This is a genomic window from Ruegeria sp. YKSD179, from assembly GCF_059612885.1.
The window spans coordinates 26,093-44,544 of record NZ_JBXWRL010000013.1; the positions used below are offsets into that span (position 1 = coordinate 26,093).

Below are 18,452 nucleotides of genomic sequence, written 5' to 3' on the forward strand. Positions count from 1 at the left end.
TGGATGACCGCCCATTGCAGAGCGTGATCAGTCCCCCAGTGGTGCTCAACGAAAGCCGTGAGTTTCGACGGCCCTTGTCCGTTTAAATCGCCAAGTACTCTTCTCGAAGCTGACTGTTTTCCAGAACTTCATTCGCGGTTCCATCAAACACGATGCTGCCTGTATCCAGAATTATCGCACGATCGGCCAGTTCCAGTGCACGGATGGCGTTTTGTTCGACAATAATGGTTGTCATCCCCTGCTGCTTCACGTGAATGAGCGTCTTTTCGATCTCGTCGACGATCACCGGCGCCAAACCTTCATACGGTTCATCCAAGAGCAAAACCTTAATATCTCTTGCCAATGCCCTTGCAATCGAAAGCATCTGCTGTTCACCGCCTGACAGCGTTATTCCCTCTTGCTTTCGGCGTTCGCCAAGACGGGGGAACAGTTCGTAAAGTCGCTCCAGCGACCATCCGACAGGAGGCGCTATTTGCGCAAGTTGCAAGTTTTCTTCCACGGTCAAACCGGGAATAATCCGTCTGTCTTCTGGCACCAGACCAAGACCAGCCGCCGCTGCTTCATAGCTGGTCATTTTGTGCAATGGCTGGTGATCCAGCCAGATTTCCCCGTGCTTGACCTCTGGTTCACCGACCCGCGCAATCGAGCGAAGCGTCGATGTCTTTCCAGCACCATTTCGCCCCAACAACGCAAGTATTTCGCCTTCGTGCACGTTAAAGTTCACACCCTGAACGATGTAGCTCTCACCGTAGTAAGAGTGCATGTCCCACACTGAAAGAAACGCGGGCGCGGTGCTGGCCATGTTGGCGTCTTTTGAAAAGTCAGGTTTTTCGTTCATTGCTTTTCCTCACGCTGCTTCGCCCAGGTAAGCTTCTCGAACTTTCGGGTTTCCGCGGATATTTTCAGGAGTGTCTTCGACCAGCGGCGTTCCCTGCGCTAGAACGGTGATCCGTTCAGCGAGGCTGAAAACCACGTGCATGTCGTGTTCAATAATCGCGATTGTTATGTCACGTTCATCTTTGATCTGCTTTAGCAAATCAATTGTATTGTTGGTGTCTGCCCGAGCCATACCTGCCGTGGGTTCATCCAACAAAAGCAAGCGGGGGTTTTGGCTCAGGCACATGCCGATTTCCAAACGCCTCTTGTCCCCACGCGACAGTGCAGCGGCGTGCATCTGCCGCTTGTCCGCCATATTCATTTCTTCAAGAACAGATTCAGCTTGTTCTACAATGGTTTTCTCGTTGGCGATTGTCTCATAAGCGTGCATCCGAAACGCGCCATCCCGCATCGCAAAGATTGGAATAAGCATGTTTTCCATAACAGTGAGTTCACCGAAAATCTCAGGCGTCTGAAACACGCGGCTGATGCCCATTTGGTTAATCTGATACGGCTCAAGTCCAAGGACGGAAGCATTGTCAAACAAAACTGTCCCGGTATCGGGCATCAGCTTGCCCACGAGGCAATTCAGCAAGGTGGATTTACCTGCTCCGTTCGGGCCGATAATCGCGTGAACTGAGTTTTCTTCGACGCTCAGGTTCACGTCCGTCAAGGCTTTTAACCCACCGAAACGTTTGCTGACGTCTTTGACTCTTAAGATTGCCATTGTCGTACCCCTTATTCCGCTGGTTCGGTTTTGCCCGACTTAGTGTCGTCGGTTGCAGTTTTTTTGTTTTTGAACCAGTTGAGCATGCGCTGGCCGCCTTCCACGAGACCGCCGGGTAGATAAATGACCACCAGCATGAACAGGATGCCAAGGGTCAAGTGCCACCCCTTACCGATAAACGGATGGATGAGGAAAACAACCGCATCCTCCAATCCATCAGGTAAGAACGCGAACCAGCTGTGCAGGACGTTGTCGTTGATTTTCGAGAAAATGTTCTCGAAATACTTAATAAAACCTGCACCCAAAATCGGGCCTATCAAAGTGCCGGTGCCGCCCAGAATGGTCATGAGCACAACCTCACCCGAGGCAGTCCACTGCATCCGTTCTGCACCAGCCAACGGGTCCATCGCCGCCATAAGACCACCGGCCAAACCCGCGTACATTCCCGAAATCACAAAAGCCGCAAGCGTATAGGGTTTGGAATTCAAACCGGTGTAGTTCATCCGCTGTTGGTTCGATTTCACCGCACGCAGCATCATTCCAAATGGCGACCGGAAGATACGGATGGCCAGATAAAACACCACCATCATGACAACTGCGCACAGGTAGTAACCCGCGTTAAAGTCAAAGCTCCAAGCGCCAACATCCATAGTGTAGGTGGCACGCATAGGCAGACCGAACAAATGCGGCAGGTCGGGTGAATTGGTCCCCTGCAAGATTTGCGGATCGTCCGCGTAAACCTGCAAACCGGTTTCGCCGTTTGTCAGATTAAACTTAGGGTTCGACAGGACTGAATATGCCAGAGCAAAGCTCATTTGCGCAAAGGCCAGAGTCAGGATCGAAAAGTAAATCCCCGACCGGCGAAGGCTGACAAAGCCGATCAGCAAAGAAAACAGCCCAGCGACGACAACGCTAAGCGCGATAGCCGGAATAACGTTGTAGCTGAGCAGCTTGAACATCCAAACTGCCGAATATGAGCCGACCCCCAAAAAGGCCGCGTGACCGAAGGACAAGTAGCCAGTCAGACCAAAAAGGATGTTGAAGCCAATTGCAAAGATTCCGAAGATCACAAATCTCTGCATCAGGTCCGGATAGCCCGCGTTGAACTGCGCCATCGCGCTGCCCTCTGGGAACGGGTTCAGGATGAAAGGGGCCAGCAATGTCAGGAGGCCGACTATAATCAGGAGGCTTGTGTCTTTTTTGTTTAGTCCCAACATATCTTATTCCTCCATCACGCCTTTGCGGCCCATCAGCCCGCGCGGCCGCGTGAGCAACACGATGATGGCAACAAGGTAGATGATGATCTGGTTGATGCCTGGGATTGTAGTTGTAGCCCACGTAGTCGATGCAAAACTTTCCAGGATGCCCAGCAGAAATCCGGCGAGAACCGCTCCGGGCAGCGATCCCATGCCGCCAACAACAACAACGACAAAGCTAAGAACCAGAAAATCCATACCCATGTGATAATTTGGCGGATTAAGAGGTCCGTACATGACCCCCGCCAGCCCTGCGACGGCAGCGGCAATCCCGAACATGATTGTGAAACGACGGTCGATATTGATCCCCAGCAATCCTACTGTTTCACGGTCCGCCATCCCGGCCCGCACCACCATCCCAAAGGTTGTAAATTGAAGGAAAGAGAATACCGCGCCAATAATCGCAACGGCAAAGCCAAAATAAACGAGTCGCCATATTGGGTATATTATCGCGTTCGGGTCAAAACCTACCATAACGCCAAGGTCGATCGACCCACTCAGCGCATCTGGCGGAGGTGTCTGAATTGGGTTTGCGCCAAAGAAGTACTTCACGATTTCCTGCAACACGATCGCCAAGCCGAAAGTCACAAGAATTTGGTCCGCATGAGGACGTTTGTAGAAATACTTAATCAGGCCCCTTTCCATTGCGTAGCCGACCAACAGCATGATGGGAATCGCAAAAAGGATGGCCAACGGAACGGACCAATCAATGATTGCAGCGCCGACTTCTGGTCCGAACCAAGCTTCAACATAGGGCGTTTCCACTTTCAGCGGATTACCAAGAAAATCCTGCTGAGATTCATCAACGACTTCGAAACTCAGGTTCATAAGCTTTTGCAAGGTCACTGCGCAGAACGCACCGATCATAAACAAGGCCCCGTGGGCAAAGTTCACGACCCCAAGCGTGCCGAAAATCAGTGTCAGACCCAACGCGATAAGCGCATAAGCCGAACCCTTGTCCAGCCCGTTCAGAATTTGCAATAGGATGGCGTCCATTGCCCCACCTCAAGGTTGGTCAGCGTTATTTGAGTGGTCAGCACGAGGAAAAGTCACCCGGCTGAGAGTGTCTGGCCGCCTATCAGCGACCAGACGAAGGCCAAAGACCTTATGCACCCGGGTTGCACTCGCCGAGATCGCCACCGGCGAACATCGGATGCTCCGGATCGTACTCAACCTGTGCACGCGGAGTGATCTCAACGATTTCCAGTGTGTCGTACTCGTTTGTTGGGTTCTGGTTGCCCCGCACCACAAGAACGTCCTTGAAGCACTGGTGATCCGCACCACGGTACCATGTGGGTCCGTTGCCCAGCCCGTCGAATTCAAAGTCTTCCAATGCTTCGACAACACCGCACGGGTTGAAAGTACCTGCGCGTTCAACCGCATCTGCATAAAGCAGCGTCTGTGCATAGCAGGTCTGAGCCGAGTTCGACGGAGGCTTACCATATTTCTCGCCGAAGGATTTTACAAAGGCCTTGGTACCCTCATCCTGCAGCTGCCAGTTCCAGTTCATCGAACCCAGCACACCCTTGATGTTTTCGCCTGCACCAGCAGCCATCAATTCAGAGTAAAGCGGCACAACGATTTTGAAGTCTTTTCCGTTGGCCACCTTGTCCAGCAGACCGAACTGGATCGCGTTGGTCAGCGAATTCACCATGTTGCCGCCGTAGTGGTTCAAAACCAAAACATCCGCACCCGAGTTCAGAACCGGCGCAATGTAGGACGAGAAATCCGTTGATGCGAGTGGTGTCTTAACCGTGTTGACCGTTTCCCATCCCAAAGCTTCGGTCGAAGCAACAATCGACTCTTCCTGGGTCCATCCCCAGTTGTAGTCTGCCGTTAAGTGGTAAGCGCGACGCTCATTGCCCATTTCTGCCGCCAGAACCGGCGCCAGTGCGGCACCCGACATATAAGCGTTAAAGAAATGGCGGAAGCCATTTGCCTTCTTGTCCTTGCCAGTGGTGTCGTTGGCATGGGTCAGGCCGGCCATAAAGATCACGCCCGCCTCTTGGCATAGGCCCTGCACAGCAACGGCCACACCCGAGGATGAACCACCGTTGATCATAATTGCGCCGTCTTTTTCGATCATCGACTTGGCGGATGCACGCGCGGCGTCTGATTTGGTTTGAGTGTCTCCGGTTACGAACTCAACTTTCTTTCCAAGGATTCCGTTGCCCTGAAGGACCTTGGACGAGAACGTGTTCAGGCACCCACCGTCGCCTTCACCGTTCAAGTGCTCAACGGCCAACTGCTGCGCAAGCAATTCATCGTTGCCTTCTTCGGCATATGGGCCGGTCTGCGGGACGTTGAAGCCCAGTACAACCGACGATCCGGTTGGCTCGTTCGTGAAGGCTGCCGCTGATGAGGCGGTAAAAATTGTTGGCAGGGCCAATCCGGTACTTGCGACCGCACCAGATTTCAACACGCCGCGGCGTGTGACATTTTTGTTAGTCATAAATTCCTCCCATTTCCATTCCCCACCTTCTGGCTCCTCTTCCAGCTGGTGAGAGCGCACACTTGTGCAAGCCGATTATGGAAACGGGTCAGAAAATTTCACAATAACTGATTAGTTTTGATGGAAAGTTTTGTAAACGAATAAACAAAAATTCTGATATTTTGTAAATTTTTTTGGAGTTTGCCGCTCAATGCACTGAAAAGCATTCGTTTACTTGCTAACCACTGTTGTTGAGATATGGCACCCTGGACAATCAAGTACGCGTAAGCAGTCTCGCGCGAACTCGGAGGACATACGATTTTCAATCTTCCCACCGACGAGCAGCCTGCCATCCCTCCACGGGGAACTAAAACGTTTTGAACTTTTCCTGCTATCTCAGGCAACCGCAAAGCCCAAGAGAAGGCCAGCAATCCTAAATCTGATCGGTTTATTGAACGTATTCGTCGTAGTCTTGTTTCAATAAGATATCGGCTTCTTCGCTTGCGCTAAGAACGAGCTCTGCATTAGGCAAATCGTTCTTTAATGTCTTTTTCAAAGCCGTTTCAGCGTCCAGTCCATGATTTATCCACCGTTGCACGAGTCGCTCCTGTAGAACCTCCATTGTCGGCCCAACAAAAACGCTTGCACTAAACCGGTCTTTCATGGACCTCCATGGCTCGGCCTTTAACAAAAGATAATTCCCTTCGACGACTACAATTGGAGTATCCGGCGAGATTGCAACGGCATTTGCAATTGAAAGGTCCATTTGACGATCAAATTTAGGATGGAACGTTTCTCGGTCAGCCGCCTCAAGTCTCCGAACGGTTTCGGCGAAACCGGCTGCATCAAATGTCTCGGGCGAACCTTTTCTTGCCAATAGCCCACGCGACTCAAGCAGCCGATTGTCTAAATGATATCCATCCATCTCTAACAAGGCGGCGAAAGGCGCACTCTCATTGCGCTCGCAATTGAGCGCCCGAACCACCGCTTGGGCCAAGGTCGATTTACCGGAGGCTGGAGGACCAGCGATCGCGACGACGGTTCTTGTTCCGGTTCGCAGCTTACTCTTGACTAAATCGCAGACTATTTTCGTATCACGTTCAATCAAGCTGCATCCTCGCTTGGCGGCTCTTTAGCACCTGTCATGAACGCAACTGCGTCAGACATCGTATAGTCCTTTGGATCAATGGTGCAGAGCCGCTTGCCCAGCCGATGCACATGAATACGGTCTGCAACCTCAAAAACATGTGGCATGTTGTGGCTTATAAGGATAATCGGAATTCCCCGCGCTCTTACATCTTGAATCAGTTCAAGAACTTTCCGGCTTTCCTTAACTCCGAGAGCAGCAGTCGGTTCATCCATGATTATGAACTTGGAAGCAAAAGCCGCGGCGCGTGCGACGGCAACACCTTGGCGTTGCCCGCCAGATAGGGTTTCGACCGCCTGATTGATAGACTGCACGGTCATCAACCCTAGTTCGGTCAACTTTTCCCGGGCAAACTTTTCCATCGCGGGGCGATCCAACTGCCGCAGAAATTTACCCATGAAACCGGTTTTTCGGATTTCCCGACCCATAAACATGTTGTCAGAGATTGATAACGCCGGCGACATCGCGAGCTGTTGATAGACGATTTCGATCCCCATATTTCGGGCGTCAATCGGAGAGGTGAAGTTGACTTTTTTACCCTCGATCAGGATTTCCCCCTCGTCTGGGATAGTAGCACCGCAAATCGCCTTTACGATTGACGATTTGCCAGCGCCGTTATCCCCGATGACAGCCAGAATTTCGCCTTGTCTCAATTCGAAATCAGAGTGGTCTATTGCGGTCACGTGGCCATAACGCTTGACGATTCCGCGGCCCTGTACGACAGGAGTATTGTCCGACATCAGCCCGATACCTTTCTGATCCATTGGTCCACCGCGACTGCGGAAATGATGAGAAGCCCGATTAGCAGGTAGGTCCACTGCGCGTCTGCGCCAAGAAGCCTGAGCCCCAGAGTGAACACTCCGACAATGAGTGCGCCAAACAATGAGCCGAGAATTGAACCACGCCCGCCGAATAGTGAAATACCACCAATCACAACCGCAGTGATGCTTTCGATGTTGGCTAACTGCCCGGATGTTGGAGAGACCGAACCGATCCTCCCGATCAGTGCCCAACCTGCAAACGCGCAGATCAACCCGGAAAGCATATATACAGACATCAAAGTTTTGTGGACGTTAACACCCGAAAGTTCTGCCGCCTCTGGGTCGTCGCCAACCGCGTAAACATGGCGCCCCCAAGCCGTGTGCCTTAGCGCATAGGCGAGCACAGCAATCAAAACGAGCATAAAAATCACACCGACGGTGAATGTCGCTCCGCCAATGCTGAACTTGGTTCCAAAGAATTGCAGGAATGGCGCGCTAGCCTCGATGTCCTGACTGCGGATCGTTTCGTTCGCTGAATACAGAAAATTTGTAGCCAAAACGATCTGCCACATTCCGAGTGTGACAATAAACGGGGGCAGCTTTACGCGGCTTACAAGCCAGCCATTTATTGCGCCTATTGCCGTGCCAATTGCAAGCCCGCACAGCACGGCAACCGGAACCGGAATACCGTAGCGGAAAGAAAACTGACCCATAATTACTGAAGAGAAGACCATTATCGCGCCGACGCTGAGATCAATTCCTGCGGTCAGAATAACAAGGCTTTGTGCGGCGGCAACAATGCCTACGATTTGAACCTGCTGCAGGATCAATGTCATCGCGAACGGAGAGAAGAACTTCGACCCTAGAAGCACGCCGAAAATCACAATTGCACCAACCAGGACAATCAACGGAACAAAGGATGGATTGACGTGGAGGATGTGCTGCAACTTCCCGACGAAGCCTACACGATGGCTCTCAAACTCTGCGATCGCTTCTTTACCGCTGGCAGCAGATTCAAATTCCTGGGCGCCTTGGTTTGCTTCTGACATATCTCCCCCTTTTCGCGGCGGGCTTTGCGGCCGACGAACTCATCTTACAGGAAGTTTCAATTATTGTGTGATGGGAATAGCGGGGTGCTGTTAGGCACCCCACCCAAAGACTGGGCAATTAACCCCAGCAGAGGTCCAAACCTTCGGATACAGAGATAGACTCCACACCATCAACCGGTTGATCGGTGATGAGGGCTACTCCGGTATCATAAAAGTCTTTTCCAGGAGTATTTTCCGGCTTAACGCCTTCCTCAGCCCATTTTTTGACCGCTTCAACGCCCAATGAAGCCATCAACAACGGGTATTGCTGGCTGGTGGCACCAATTACGCCTGCTTCTACGTTCTGAACGCCGGGACAACCGCCATCAACAGATACGATCAACACATCGTTTTCACGGCCAATGGATTTCAGAGCCTCATAAGCACCTGCAGCCGCAGGTTCATTAATTGTGTGAACAACGTTGATTGTCGGGTCCTTTGCAAGGAGGTTCTCCATAGCGCGGCGGCCACCTTCTTCGTTGCCATCGGTCACGTCACTGCCAACCAGTCGTGGGTCTGTTTCATCGCCAATAACATTCGGGTCAGCCAAGTCTACGCCAAAACCATCCAGGAACCCTTGGTTGCGTAAAACATCCACGGTCGGCTGGCTGACGTTCAGATCCAAGGTCGCGATTTTCGCGTCCGCTGCCGCGTCGCCCATTTTGGCCTTTGCCCACTGTCCGATCAACAAACCAGCCTTGTAGTTGTCAGTCGCGAAGGTCGCGTCAGCAGAGTCAATTGGGCTCAGAGGTGTATCAAGCGCAATAACAAGCAAACCTGCATCTCTGGCTTGTTGTACTGCAGGGACAATTGAGCTGGTGTCTGAAGCAGTCAAAAGGATACCCTTGGCCCCATCAAGAATACAGGTTTCGATGGCCTGCACCTGAGTTTCATGGTCACCGTCAATTTTTCCTGCGAACGCCTTCAGAGTCATTCCAAGCTCTTCAGCTTTGGCAGTGGCACCTTCCTTCATTTTCACAAAGAATGGGTTAGTGTCAGTTTTCGTAATCAGGCAAACAGTTTCACCCGCAGCCTGAACGGATGACGTTCCAATCGCAAGAGCAGCAGCTGACGCGGCAAAATAAAGTAGCTTTTTCATGGTTTCCTCCCGGGTAATGTCCTTGAATGCACCGAAGTCTCCGGCAATGACCCACTTTTATACGTTACGCGGGTCTGAGCATAGGAAAGGTGATTCTGACGCGCCTGTCAATAAATAAATAAACTTGATTTATTAATTAGAGGTGTCATCTTTCCAAAGGGATAGGAGCTGATTATGGTCGGTTTCATGGAGAAAGAGACGCTTGTAAAATTAACTGGTGGGGTGAACCAAAGCGGTGTTCGCGACCACAACGAGCGTCTGATTCTCACAGTTTTACAAAGGCATGGACCCACCCCGGGCGCTGACGTTGCGCGTCTGACCGGCCTGTCCCCTCAGACCGTTTCCATAATTCTACGAAAGTTGGAGAAAGACGAGATTCTCAGGCGCGGCACGCCAATCCGAGGAAAAGTAGGCAAACCATCGATACCCATGGAGCTTAATCCAGATGGTGTTTTGTCTGTTGGAATGAAGATCGGACGGCGGAGTGCTGATCTTCTTTTAATCGATTTTGCTGGCAATCCGCGTCGGCAGTTCTCGATTTCCTACGACTACCCCTTTCCCGAAACAGTGTTCGGATTTCTTAAAAGCGGGCTAACTGATTTGCTGGCGGATGAATCTGACAGGCTCCGCCGCCGCGTTTGTGGTATCGGGATAGGGACACCATTTGAACTTTGGCGGTGGCATGACTTAACAGGCATCGCGGCTGAAAAGTTCCGGTCTTGGAAAGACGTCAATTTCTTTTCAGAAGTCGCCAAGTTCAGCGATCTTCCGGTGTTCGTGGTCAATGACGCAACGGCCGCTTGTCACGCGGAACATCTTTACGGACGTGGAGGCGAATACCGTGACTACTTTTATTTCTTTATTGGATCGATGATCGGTGGAGGTGTTGCGCTGAACGGTACAGTATTCGAGGGAAATCAGGGAAACGCTGGCGCATTAGGAGCTATGCGCACGACGAGCCCGTTGGGTGAAAGCCAACAACTCATTGATGTCGCATCGCTGCACCTACTTGAAGATCGCCTGATCCAAGCGAATGTCGACCCCGCAATCCTTTGGGTCAAACCTCAAGACTGGAGCAGCATAGCACGATACGTGGACCCCTGGATCGGTAGCACTGCACAGGAGCTTGCAAAGGCTGCGCTTTCGATCTGCGCAGTCATAGATTTCGAGGCCATTTTTATAGATGGCGCCTTCCCAACGGATGTTCGCGAGGAACTGGTTGCAAGGGTTAAGCGTTATTTGGTCAACCAAGACAAACGAGGGCTGATACCTCCGCGTGTGGAGGCCGGTTCAGTCGGCGAAAACGCTCGGGGCATTGGCGCTGCAAGCAGTCCAATTTTCCGCCAATTCTTGCTGAACACAAATGCTGGCTTATCAGTGTCCTGAACCACAATACGGTCATCACTGCTGTTTGCAAATTCGCACTCATCCGCCTGAACGTGAAAAAGAATTAACCCTTCACGTCAGCGAAATACGCCTTTACGTATTAACCGTACAAAAGAATAACTACCGTTTGGGCAACGGTGGGAGTCATCCCGCCGCAGGGTTCTTTGAATTTCGGTTTTTTTAGGGAGCGACCATGCTAAAAACTGTCGACGGGTTTGACCGTATCGGAGAAGAGAATGCGTTTGCAGTACTTGCCCGAGCAGGCGCGCTTGCAGCTTCCGGAAAGGACGTTATTAACCTCGGCATCGGTCAGCCAGATTTCCCCACTCCGCCAAATATTGTCGACGCTGCCATCAAAGCGCTTCGCGATGGGCACCACGGGTATACCGACGCAACTGGTATTCTCCCGTTACGTGAGGCTGTTGCTGCTGATCTGCATCGCCGTTTTTCCGTCGGCGTAAACCCTGGAAATGTTTTGATCGTACCTGGTGGAAAAGTAACCATGTTCTCTGCCATTTTGATGTTCGGAGAGCCAGGCGTTGACATTTTGTACCCAGACCCCGGTTTTCCGATTTACCGATCGATGATTGAGTTTACTGGCGCGCGTCCTATCCCGGTGCCCATACGCGAGGAAAACGGTTTCGCATTCTCAGCAGAGGAGACGCTTTCCCTTATCACGCCCCAAACGCGGTTAATTGTCCTCAATTCGCCAGCAAACCCCTGCGGTGGTGTCACGCCCAAGGCAGAGGTGGACAACCTGGTCGCTGGGTTGATGGATCGACCGGATATCGCGATCTTGAGTGACGAAATATATGACCAAATGCTTTATGACGGCGAAGAACACGTAACCCTGCTTAGCTATCCGGAAATCCGGGACAGGGTAATTTTGCTAAACGGGTGGTCCAAGACCTATGCGATGACCGGATGGCGTTTGGGTTATTCGGTTTGGCCGGACGAGCTTTACCAAAAAGCCAGAAAACTTGCAGTGAACGCATGGTCTTGCGTCAACACTCCAGCTCAGTTTGCGGCCCTCGAAGCGTTGACGGGCCCTCAAGACGCTGTGGGCGAGATGTTGTCTGAGTTTGATGCGCGGAGAAAGCTGGTTGTCAGACTTTTGAACGATATTCCAGGTGTCAGTTGCATCACGCCGAAGGGCGCGTTTTACGCGTTTCCCAATATCTCTTCGACCGGTTTCAAAGCCAAGGAATTGGCTTCGGCACTTTTGGAGGGGCCCGGGGTTGCAACTATCGGCGGACCAGATTTTGGTATTCTTGGCGAAGGTTACATCCGCTTGAGTTACGCAAACAGCCAAGAGAATATTCGCGAGGCTCTGAACAGGATGAAAACTTTCATATCGAGCGCATAGACGCTGGTTTCCTTGCCTTTAAATGTTTGTACTTTGAGAATTCCAAGGGTTGCGTTCGATTCAAACCGTTTTCCAAACGCCCAAATTCCAAGGCTATTTATTTACCCCATTACGTTGTGCAACAAAGTCAACCAGATGCGGCACGTAATCCTCAGCTCCATCTCCGCCAGCAGAGCACGCCATCGCAAAACTGTTCTTGATTGCATTGCCGATTGGGTTTGCGATTGCAGCCTCATCCGCCATCGCCTCAAGATATCGCAAATCTTTTAGCGCGTTTTTCATCGTGAACTTGTGCGAGTCTCTGTTGCCCTCTACAGCGTAACCCATGAAAGTCTGATAAAATCCGCAATCCATACGGCTGCCGCGAATAACCGAGTCGAATTGCTCTGTCGAAATCCCAACTTTCTCTGAAAGAGCCAGCGCTTCTGAATACAATGCCGCATAGCCCAACGACAGGAAGTTGTTGAGCAGTTTCATTTTGTGACCTGAACCGATCTGACCCAAATGCACGACTGACTTGGCCCAAGTCTGAAAAACAGGCAGCAATCGTTCAAATACATCTTCGTCAGCCCCAACCATGGTTGCAAGTTCCCCGGCTTCGGCTTGCACCGGAGTGCCACCCAATGGCGCGTCTGCCATATGGCAACCCCTGGTCTTTAATTGCTTAGCTAAAGCGACCGTTGAATTTGGGTTTGATGTCGAACAATCGACCACCACCGCTTCTTCACTAAGAGTTGGGAGCAGCTCTTCCACGATCGCTTCAACCTGCGGTGAGCCGGGCGCGCAAATGTGAATTACGGTGGATTGTATTGCGAGGTCGGAGAGCGATTTTGCCTCTTGTGCGCCTTGCGCTAACAAGTCTTCCATGGGTGCGCGGTTTTTGTGCGCGATCAACGTCAACGGGTAGCCGTTTTTTAACAAGTTTTTTGCGATGCCGTGCCCCATTAAACCGACACCGACAAAACCTATCCGCTCTTTGCTCATACTATTCTCCCCCCGAGACTTGTGTTTTTTACTTTAAGCTCACGCCCCACTTTCACAATAACCGAAGAAACAGCTGTACGGATTTTCGCGACGCATTTTTTCACTGAATGGATGAAATCCACACCAAAAACACTTTGACTTCCTCGTTCGCCCAAGGAAGCTCCAAAAATCTGCTTCAGGGTTGAGACGTTAATCCGCAAATCCGGAATAGCGACCGATATTACCACGTGACGCTCTAAGCCAAATGAGGCGCTTTGACCTTATAGCTTCGGTTTTTCGCGGAATCATGCGATCCTGACCGCACTATTCAAATAATTTTTCAGGGAGTGAAAGATATGCAGTTTCTGCGTTCCATTGCAGTACTTTCCTCATTTGCTATTGGCGCCTCAGGCGCCAGTGCACAGGAGAAACCACTGAATTTTCTCATGATATGGGGCGACGACATCGGATATTGGAATGTCAGCGCCTACAACCAAGGCATGATGGGTTACGAAACACCCAACATTGACCGCATTGCCAAAGATGGAATGCTGTTCACGCATTCCTATGGCGAACAGTCATGTACTGCAGGCCGTGCGTCTTTCATCACCGGGCAGTCTGGTTTTCGGACTGGTTTATTGAAGGTTGGCCTTCCCGGGGCAGCCGAAGGCATGGATGCGCGAGATCCGACTATCGCCGAGTACCTGAAATCCAAGGGCTATATGACAGGTCAGTTCGGTAAGAACCACCTTGGTGATCGGGACGAACATCTACCAACAGCACATGGTTTCGACGAGTTTTTTGGGAACCTCTATCACCTCAATGCAGAGGAAGAACCAGAGAACCCGGATTACCCCAAAAACCCGGAATTCCGGGAACGCTTTGGTCCGCGTGGGGTTTTGAAAGCCACGGCAGACGGGCAAATCGAGGACACAGGACCTCTGACGCGTAGGCGAATGGAGACCATCGACGAAGAAGTCACCGCTGGCGCGCTAGACTTCATGGACCGGGCTGTTGAACAAGACACCCCATTCTTTCTTTGGTGGAACTCAACTCGAATGCATGTCTGGACCCATCTCAAAGAAGAAAGTGAGGGAGTTACCGGTCTTGGAATTTACCCTGACGGGATGGTTGAACACGACGGTATGGTCGGGCAATTGCTCGACAAGCTGGATGAGTTGGGCATCGCTGACAACACGGTCGTGATGTATACAACCGACAACGGCGCAGAGGTGTTTACTTGGCCCGATGGGGGCACGACGCCGTTCCGCGGTGAAAAAAACGATAACTGGGAAGGCGGTTTCCGGGTGCCATTGATTATCAAATGGCCGGGCGTGATCGAACCTGGACGCAGATCCAGTGACATCATCAGCCATCTCGACTGGTTCCCAACAATAATGGCAGCATTGGGCGATGCCGATATGAAGGATCGAATGCTGACTGAAGCGCCGTTTGGCGATGGGAACGAGCCGGTCCACCTCGATGGCTACAACTTTTTGCCTTATCTCAGCGGCGAAGTCGAAGATGGTCCGCGGAAGGAATTTTTCTACTTCTCGGACGGAGGCGATTTAATGAATCTGAGATACAACCGCTTCAAAGTTGTTTTTGCCGAACAGCGCGCGCATGGATTTGATGTTTGGCAGGACCCACTTGTTCAGCTGCGGTTTCCAAAATTGATTGATCTTTATGCGGACCCGTTTGAGAGGGCAGAGCACGAGTCAATCGGTTACGGTCGTTGGCGTGCAGAGCGAATGTTTGCGTTGGCTCCGGCACAAGCATTTGTGGCGCAATTCCTTCAGACCTTTGAGGACTACCCACCACGTCAAGAACCAGCCAGCTTCTCAATCGATCAAGTTTTGCAAAGCCTTCAGCGAAACCAAGGCGGTTAAATTGACCATGCAAAAACATAGTGGGCGGCGGCATTTTGCTGTCGCCCGTCAATTATGACAATCCTATGCGGCTAGGGGGCACTCCATGTATAGAGATCACCAAGTGTCAGCGTATGCGCGAAACAAGATGGTCGAAATTAAACCAAGGTCAGACCAACCCCGGAAATCAACCACGAGATCAAGATAAAATTGGATTGCGTGCCAATCCTGATTTTGCAGGGTAAATTAAGCGTTTTCTTCCGAAATAATTTCGTCAGCAACACGAAGTACATCGTTCAAAAAGTCGTCGATGTCCTCGCGTTTTGTGCGGTGGTTGTTGAAAGCGCAACGAAGGCCATGCTTGCCGTTTACCGTTGTGTCAGAGGGTACTGCAAGTCCGCGCTCTTGAAGGCGTAGCATGATTTCCGTGTTCAGGGTCTTTGCCGCTCCTTCGTCGGCTGCAACGTGTCTGAAACACACAATGTTTAAATTCACCGGAGCGACCAATTCCAGCTGAACATGCTGCTCAACGCGGTTGGCCATATACCGCGCATGGGAAATATCCTGCGATATGATTCTTCCGAACTTCGCGGCGCCTTGTTCCTTGAATGCCATCCAGATTTTCAGCGCACGGAAGCCGCGACTAAGTTCTAAGCCATAATCTGCAAGGAATTTTCCGGCAATCATACCCCGCTCTTGAAGTTGCAGGTAAGGACCGTGCATTTCAAATGTGGCAAAATGGGCTTTGGGCTCTTTGATCAGTACGGCCCCTGCCTCGAACGGAGTATGAAGCCACTTATGAGGGTCGATGGCAACAGAGCTCGCCCGCTCGATCCCGGCTACCAGATCGGCATACTCTGGGGCCAGTCTCAGAACGCCCCCAATGCAACCATCCACGTGAAACCAAAGGCCTTCGTGATCGCACAGATCCGCGATTGAAGTCAGATCATCTATTGCTCCGGTATTTGTAGTACCAGCCGTCCCGATCACACAAGCTGGCTGCAATCCCTTCGCCCTGTCTTCGACAATCGCGGCTTGCAGCGCGTCGATCTGCAGCCTCTGATGCGCATCTGTCGGAACTTCCACCAGCGCTTTTGACCCAAGGCCCAAAATCTCCAAGGCTTTCTGATGGCAACTGTGTACTTGATCCGAAGCATAAAAACGCAAAGGTCTACTCAATTCGGCGACGCCTTCTTTGCGGACATCGTAACCGGCAGAGAGATTCCGGATTACCGTATGCGCGACGAGGTTCGCCACCGACCCACCGCTGGTTAAAGTGCCGCTGGCGCTTTTGGGAAAACCCGCAATCTCTTTTAGCCAATCTAAGACTTGCTGCTCAACCTGGGCGGCGCCGGTATTTCCGCCTCCAAGATTGGTGCCCTCAACAGCCGCAAGAAAATCACCTAAAGCCCCTGTGAAGTTGCTGGACCCCATGTACCAACCCCAAAAACGAGGGTGAATATTGCCCATTGGGTAAGAGCGCACAGTCTCCTTATATTCCTTGTAAACAGTTTCCAAAGGGCTGGGGTTGAGCGGCAACTCATCTTGGAAAGTGGCCCTGACTTCTTCCGGCATGGCCTGCCATACAGGGCGTTCTCGGACACGCGCTAAGTGGTCGATGGCCTCGTCCACCATTTTGTGGGCAAGAGCACGGCTAAACTCCCATTCATCCGGATCGAGACTTTCTTCTTTGTTATCCCGCATATGCCGCCGCTCCCTAACTGAATTTGAACGTGCTGGAAGAACGTGCTCAGTGCAAGAAAATCGTTGTCTGACAAACATCCTGCCGAAGGCCAATTTTGGCCCTAATACTTGAAAGCAGCTTTTAGTCGGACACCCCAGCGTACATTAAAAGCCGCTAAGGTGCCGGCGGAATCAACTCCTGACGTTGAAGAACCGTAAGAATGTCCAGAATTGTTGAAGGGCTCACATCCACGGATCCTTCAAGAACAACACCAAGGCCACCATCACCGATCTCTCGCGGGCCACCTTTGTCGTAAGTCGGATCCAACGACGCAAGTTTTGGTGGAAGCTCCGGGCAAAGCGGGCTTTCATTCAAAACAAGATCAACGGCTGCCAACATCAGTTCCTTAACCGACTCAAGCGTATCCTCCTCCAGAACCTGCTCGCGATTTAACTCGGGGGCCGCGAGAGTAAGATCAAGAAGCTTGAAATAGGCGCAGTTATCCCGCAATTCGACGGTTGCGGCAGTGGACATGTTTGCTGACAATGCGTTTTTCTCTTCGCCTCGCTGAAAGTCTCGGTCACCGGTGCGGCTGCATTCGAAGATTGTTATGGTGACGTCCCCATCTAAATCAATTGCATCGCCTTCAGCCAAAAAGCTCAGACCATCCAGCCTTACCTGCAGGCCGCAATTGTCGATTATTGCGTTATCGGCCAAGCGCTCCGGTACAATCTTTTGGATTTCACGAAGATCGAGAAGAGCATCCACCCCTACCCTTGTCGGGCCTACCGCACTTAAGCCCAGATCAAGTTTATATGGCAGTTCCGTTTCCCGCACTGGAACTGAAGCATCAAAGACAAAATTCACCTGCTGCGCGCTCGATGCGCCTGCACCAAATACGAGAGTCACCAAGACCGGAACGACAAACCAAAGTCTCATTCAGCAAACTCCAATACACCAAGCTCTTTGAGCTCTCCAAGCAACTTAACTATCGTATCGGCACTGACATCGGCAGATCCAACAATAGCTGCGCCCATCCCGCCAGGAGCAATTTCGCGAGTACCGCCCGACTCGTAATTCGGATCGAGAACCGAAAATTCTTCGGGTAACGGCGGACAGACAGGGTTTTCGGCCAAAAACTCGCCACCCTTTTCCAGGACCGCGTTATTTATACGTTCAGTCAAACCGAAAAGATTGGAAATACCGCCGATCAAGCCGCGCGGATCAAGGTCAATATCTTCGATGCTGAATGTCAGGCATTGGCCTTTAACCTCTGCCTTGCCGATCGCGACTGCATCCACGGTTGCACCGAAATAGCGCCATCCCGGTTCCTCGCGACGGTTGCACGTTGAAAATTGGGCGCGGGCAGAACCTTTGACCTGCACAGTGTCACCCTTGGCGGTGACATCTTGAATTTCGAGGTAAATTTGGCGTTTACAGGTCTCTTCCAATGGGCCCGTCAGCATTTCGGGTGCCTTGTCCTGCAATCCACGCAAATCCATGAAGGCCTTCAAACGCAATCTGGTAGGACTGGATTCTTCAAGACCACCATAGACAGTGAAGGGCACTGGAATGTCACGCAGAGGTACCTCTTTGCTCAGCTTTATCTGGAAATCGCCAGCGTAGGTGGCAGGATCGATCCCAGCCAAAGCATTCGCAGAGTTCCTTGTAGTAGCGTTGGTTTGCGAACTGGTTTCAGCCAAGTTGCTCTGATCTTGGGCCTTGCTACTGCACCCCGGTAACAAGGCGAACAGAGCAACAATAAGCAACCCTCTGTTCAGTCGAGACGATGCCATCTGC

At 51.6% G+C, this 18,452-nt stretch carries 16 protein-coding genes and 1 pseudogene; 3 read left to right on the top strand and 14 right to left on the bottom strand.

The annotated features are described in order from the left end of the window. Positions 1 to 82: 82 nt before the first annotated feature. The 9 genes from AC2FNE_RS09435 to AC2FNE_RS09475 form a co-directional block, all read right to left on the bottom strand. Positions 83 to 838: an ABC transporter ATP-binding protein gene (locus AC2FNE_RS09435; RefSeq protein WP_170477117.1), complete on the bottom strand. Its 756-nt coding sequence runs from the start codon at positions 836 to 838 to the stop codon at positions 83 to 85. A 9-nt stretch (positions 839 to 847) separates the two neighbouring features. Next, on the bottom strand, positions 848 to 1,603 hold the full coding sequence (locus AC2FNE_RS09440) for an ABC transporter ATP-binding protein (protein ID WP_170477114.1): 756 nt from the start codon (positions 1,601 to 1,603) through the stop codon (positions 848 to 850). 11 nt (positions 1,604 to 1,614) lie between these two features. Beyond that, positions 1,615 to 2,820: a branched-chain amino acid ABC transporter permease gene (locus AC2FNE_RS09445; protein ID WP_170603454.1), complete on the bottom strand. Its 1,206-nt coding sequence runs from the start codon at positions 2,818 to 2,820 to the stop codon at positions 1,615 to 1,617. 3 nt (positions 2,821 to 2,823) lie between these two features. Next, positions 2,824 to 3,855, bottom strand: a complete 1,032-nt coding sequence (locus AC2FNE_RS09450) for a branched-chain amino acid ABC transporter permease (RefSeq protein WP_496805241.1) — start codon at positions 3,853 to 3,855, stop codon at positions 2,824 to 2,826. 109 nt (positions 3,856 to 3,964) lie between these two features. After that, positions 3,965 to 5,311 carry a substrate-binding protein gene (locus tag AC2FNE_RS09455; protein WP_170477107.1) on the bottom strand — a complete coding sequence of 449 codons (1,347 nt, stop codon included), beginning with the start codon at positions 5,309 to 5,311 and terminating at the stop codon, positions 3,965 to 3,967. 427 nt (positions 5,312 to 5,738) lie between these two features. Further along, positions 5,739 to 6,398 (bottom strand): nucleoside triphosphate hydrolase, encoded by a 660-nt coding sequence (locus AC2FNE_RS09460; RefSeq protein WP_174823097.1) that lies wholly within the window; start codon positions 6,396 to 6,398, stop codon positions 5,739 to 5,741. After that, positions 6,395 to 7,201 (bottom strand): ATP-binding cassette domain-containing protein, encoded by an 807-nt coding sequence (locus tag AC2FNE_RS09465; RefSeq protein WP_170477105.1) that lies wholly within the window; start codon positions 7,199 to 7,201, stop codon positions 6,395 to 6,397. The genes AC2FNE_RS09460 and AC2FNE_RS09465 overlap by 4 nt, the downstream gene beginning before the upstream one ends. After that, positions 7,177 to 8,247 carry an ABC transporter permease gene (locus AC2FNE_RS09470; RefSeq protein ID WP_170477103.1) on the bottom strand — a complete coding sequence of 357 codons (1,071 nt, stop codon included), beginning with the start codon at positions 8,245 to 8,247 and terminating at the stop codon, positions 7,177 to 7,179. Before AC2FNE_RS09470 ends, AC2FNE_RS09465 begins: the two co-directional genes overlap by 25 nt. 118 nt (positions 8,248 to 8,365) lie before the next feature. Next, positions 8,366 to 9,385 carry a sugar ABC transporter substrate-binding protein gene (locus tag AC2FNE_RS09475; RefSeq protein ID WP_170477101.1) on the bottom strand — a complete coding sequence of 340 codons (1,020 nt, stop codon included), beginning with the start codon at positions 9,383 to 9,385 and terminating at the stop codon, positions 8,366 to 8,368. Positions 9,386 to 9,571: 186 nt separating this feature from the next. On the opposite strand from AC2FNE_RS09475, the gene AC2FNE_RS09480 reads away from it, so the two are divergent. After that, positions 9,572 to 10,771 carry an ROK family transcriptional regulator gene (locus AC2FNE_RS09480; RefSeq protein WP_496805289.1) on the top strand — a complete coding sequence of 400 codons (1,200 nt, stop codon included), beginning with the start codon at positions 9,572 to 9,574 and terminating at the stop codon, positions 10,769 to 10,771. Between the two features lie 193 nt (positions 10,772 to 10,964). Then, the gene (locus AC2FNE_RS09485; protein ID WP_496805242.1) at positions 10,965 to 12,137 is read left to right on the top strand and encodes a pyridoxal phosphate-dependent aminotransferase; all 1,173 of its coding nucleotides are present in this window, start codon (positions 10,965 to 10,967) and stop codon (positions 12,135 to 12,137) included. 93 nt (positions 12,138 to 12,230) lie between these two features. On the opposite strand, the gene AC2FNE_RS09490 is transcribed toward AC2FNE_RS09485, so the two are convergent. Both AC2FNE_RS09490 and AC2FNE_RS09495 read right to left on the bottom strand, forming a co-directional pair. Beyond that, the gene (locus tag AC2FNE_RS09490; protein WP_496805290.1) at positions 12,231 to 12,647 is read right to left on the bottom strand and encodes an NAD-binding protein; all 417 of its coding nucleotides are present in this window, start codon (positions 12,645 to 12,647) and stop codon (positions 12,231 to 12,233) included. Then, positions 12,648 to 13,130 (bottom strand): annotated as a pseudogene (locus tag AC2FNE_RS09495) (NAD(P)-dependent oxidoreductase); the annotation flags it as partial. Positions 13,131 to 13,456: 326 nt separating this feature from the next. Here AC2FNE_RS09495 and AC2FNE_RS09500 point away from each other — a divergent pair. Beyond that, complete coding sequence (locus AC2FNE_RS09500) at positions 13,457 to 14,989, top strand: arylsulfatase (protein WP_170603449.1); 1,533 nt, start codon at positions 13,457 to 13,459, stop codon at positions 14,987 to 14,989. Between the two features lie 225 nt (positions 14,990 to 15,214). Here AC2FNE_RS09500 and AC2FNE_RS09505 read toward each other — a convergent pair whose 3' ends face one another. The 3 genes from AC2FNE_RS09505 to AC2FNE_RS09515 all read right to left on the bottom strand — a co-directional run bounded on the left by AC2FNE_RS09505 (position 15,215) and on the right by AC2FNE_RS09515 (position 18,448). Further along, positions 15,215 to 16,672 (bottom strand): pyridoxal phosphate-dependent decarboxylase family protein, encoded by a 1,458-nt coding sequence (locus AC2FNE_RS09505; protein ID WP_170603447.1) that lies wholly within the window; start codon positions 16,670 to 16,672, stop codon positions 15,215 to 15,217. A gap of 154 nt (positions 16,673 to 16,826) precedes the next feature. Next, positions 16,827 to 17,591, bottom strand: a complete 765-nt coding sequence (locus AC2FNE_RS09510; RefSeq protein WP_170603445.1) for a hypothetical protein — start codon at positions 17,589 to 17,591, stop codon at positions 16,827 to 16,829. Then, positions 17,588 to 18,448 (bottom strand): hypothetical protein, encoded by an 861-nt coding sequence (locus AC2FNE_RS09515; RefSeq protein ID WP_496805243.1) that lies wholly within the window; start codon positions 18,446 to 18,448, stop codon positions 17,588 to 17,590. Before AC2FNE_RS09515 ends, AC2FNE_RS09510 begins: the two co-directional genes overlap by 4 nt. Positions 18,449 to 18,452: the final 4 nt, after the last annotated feature.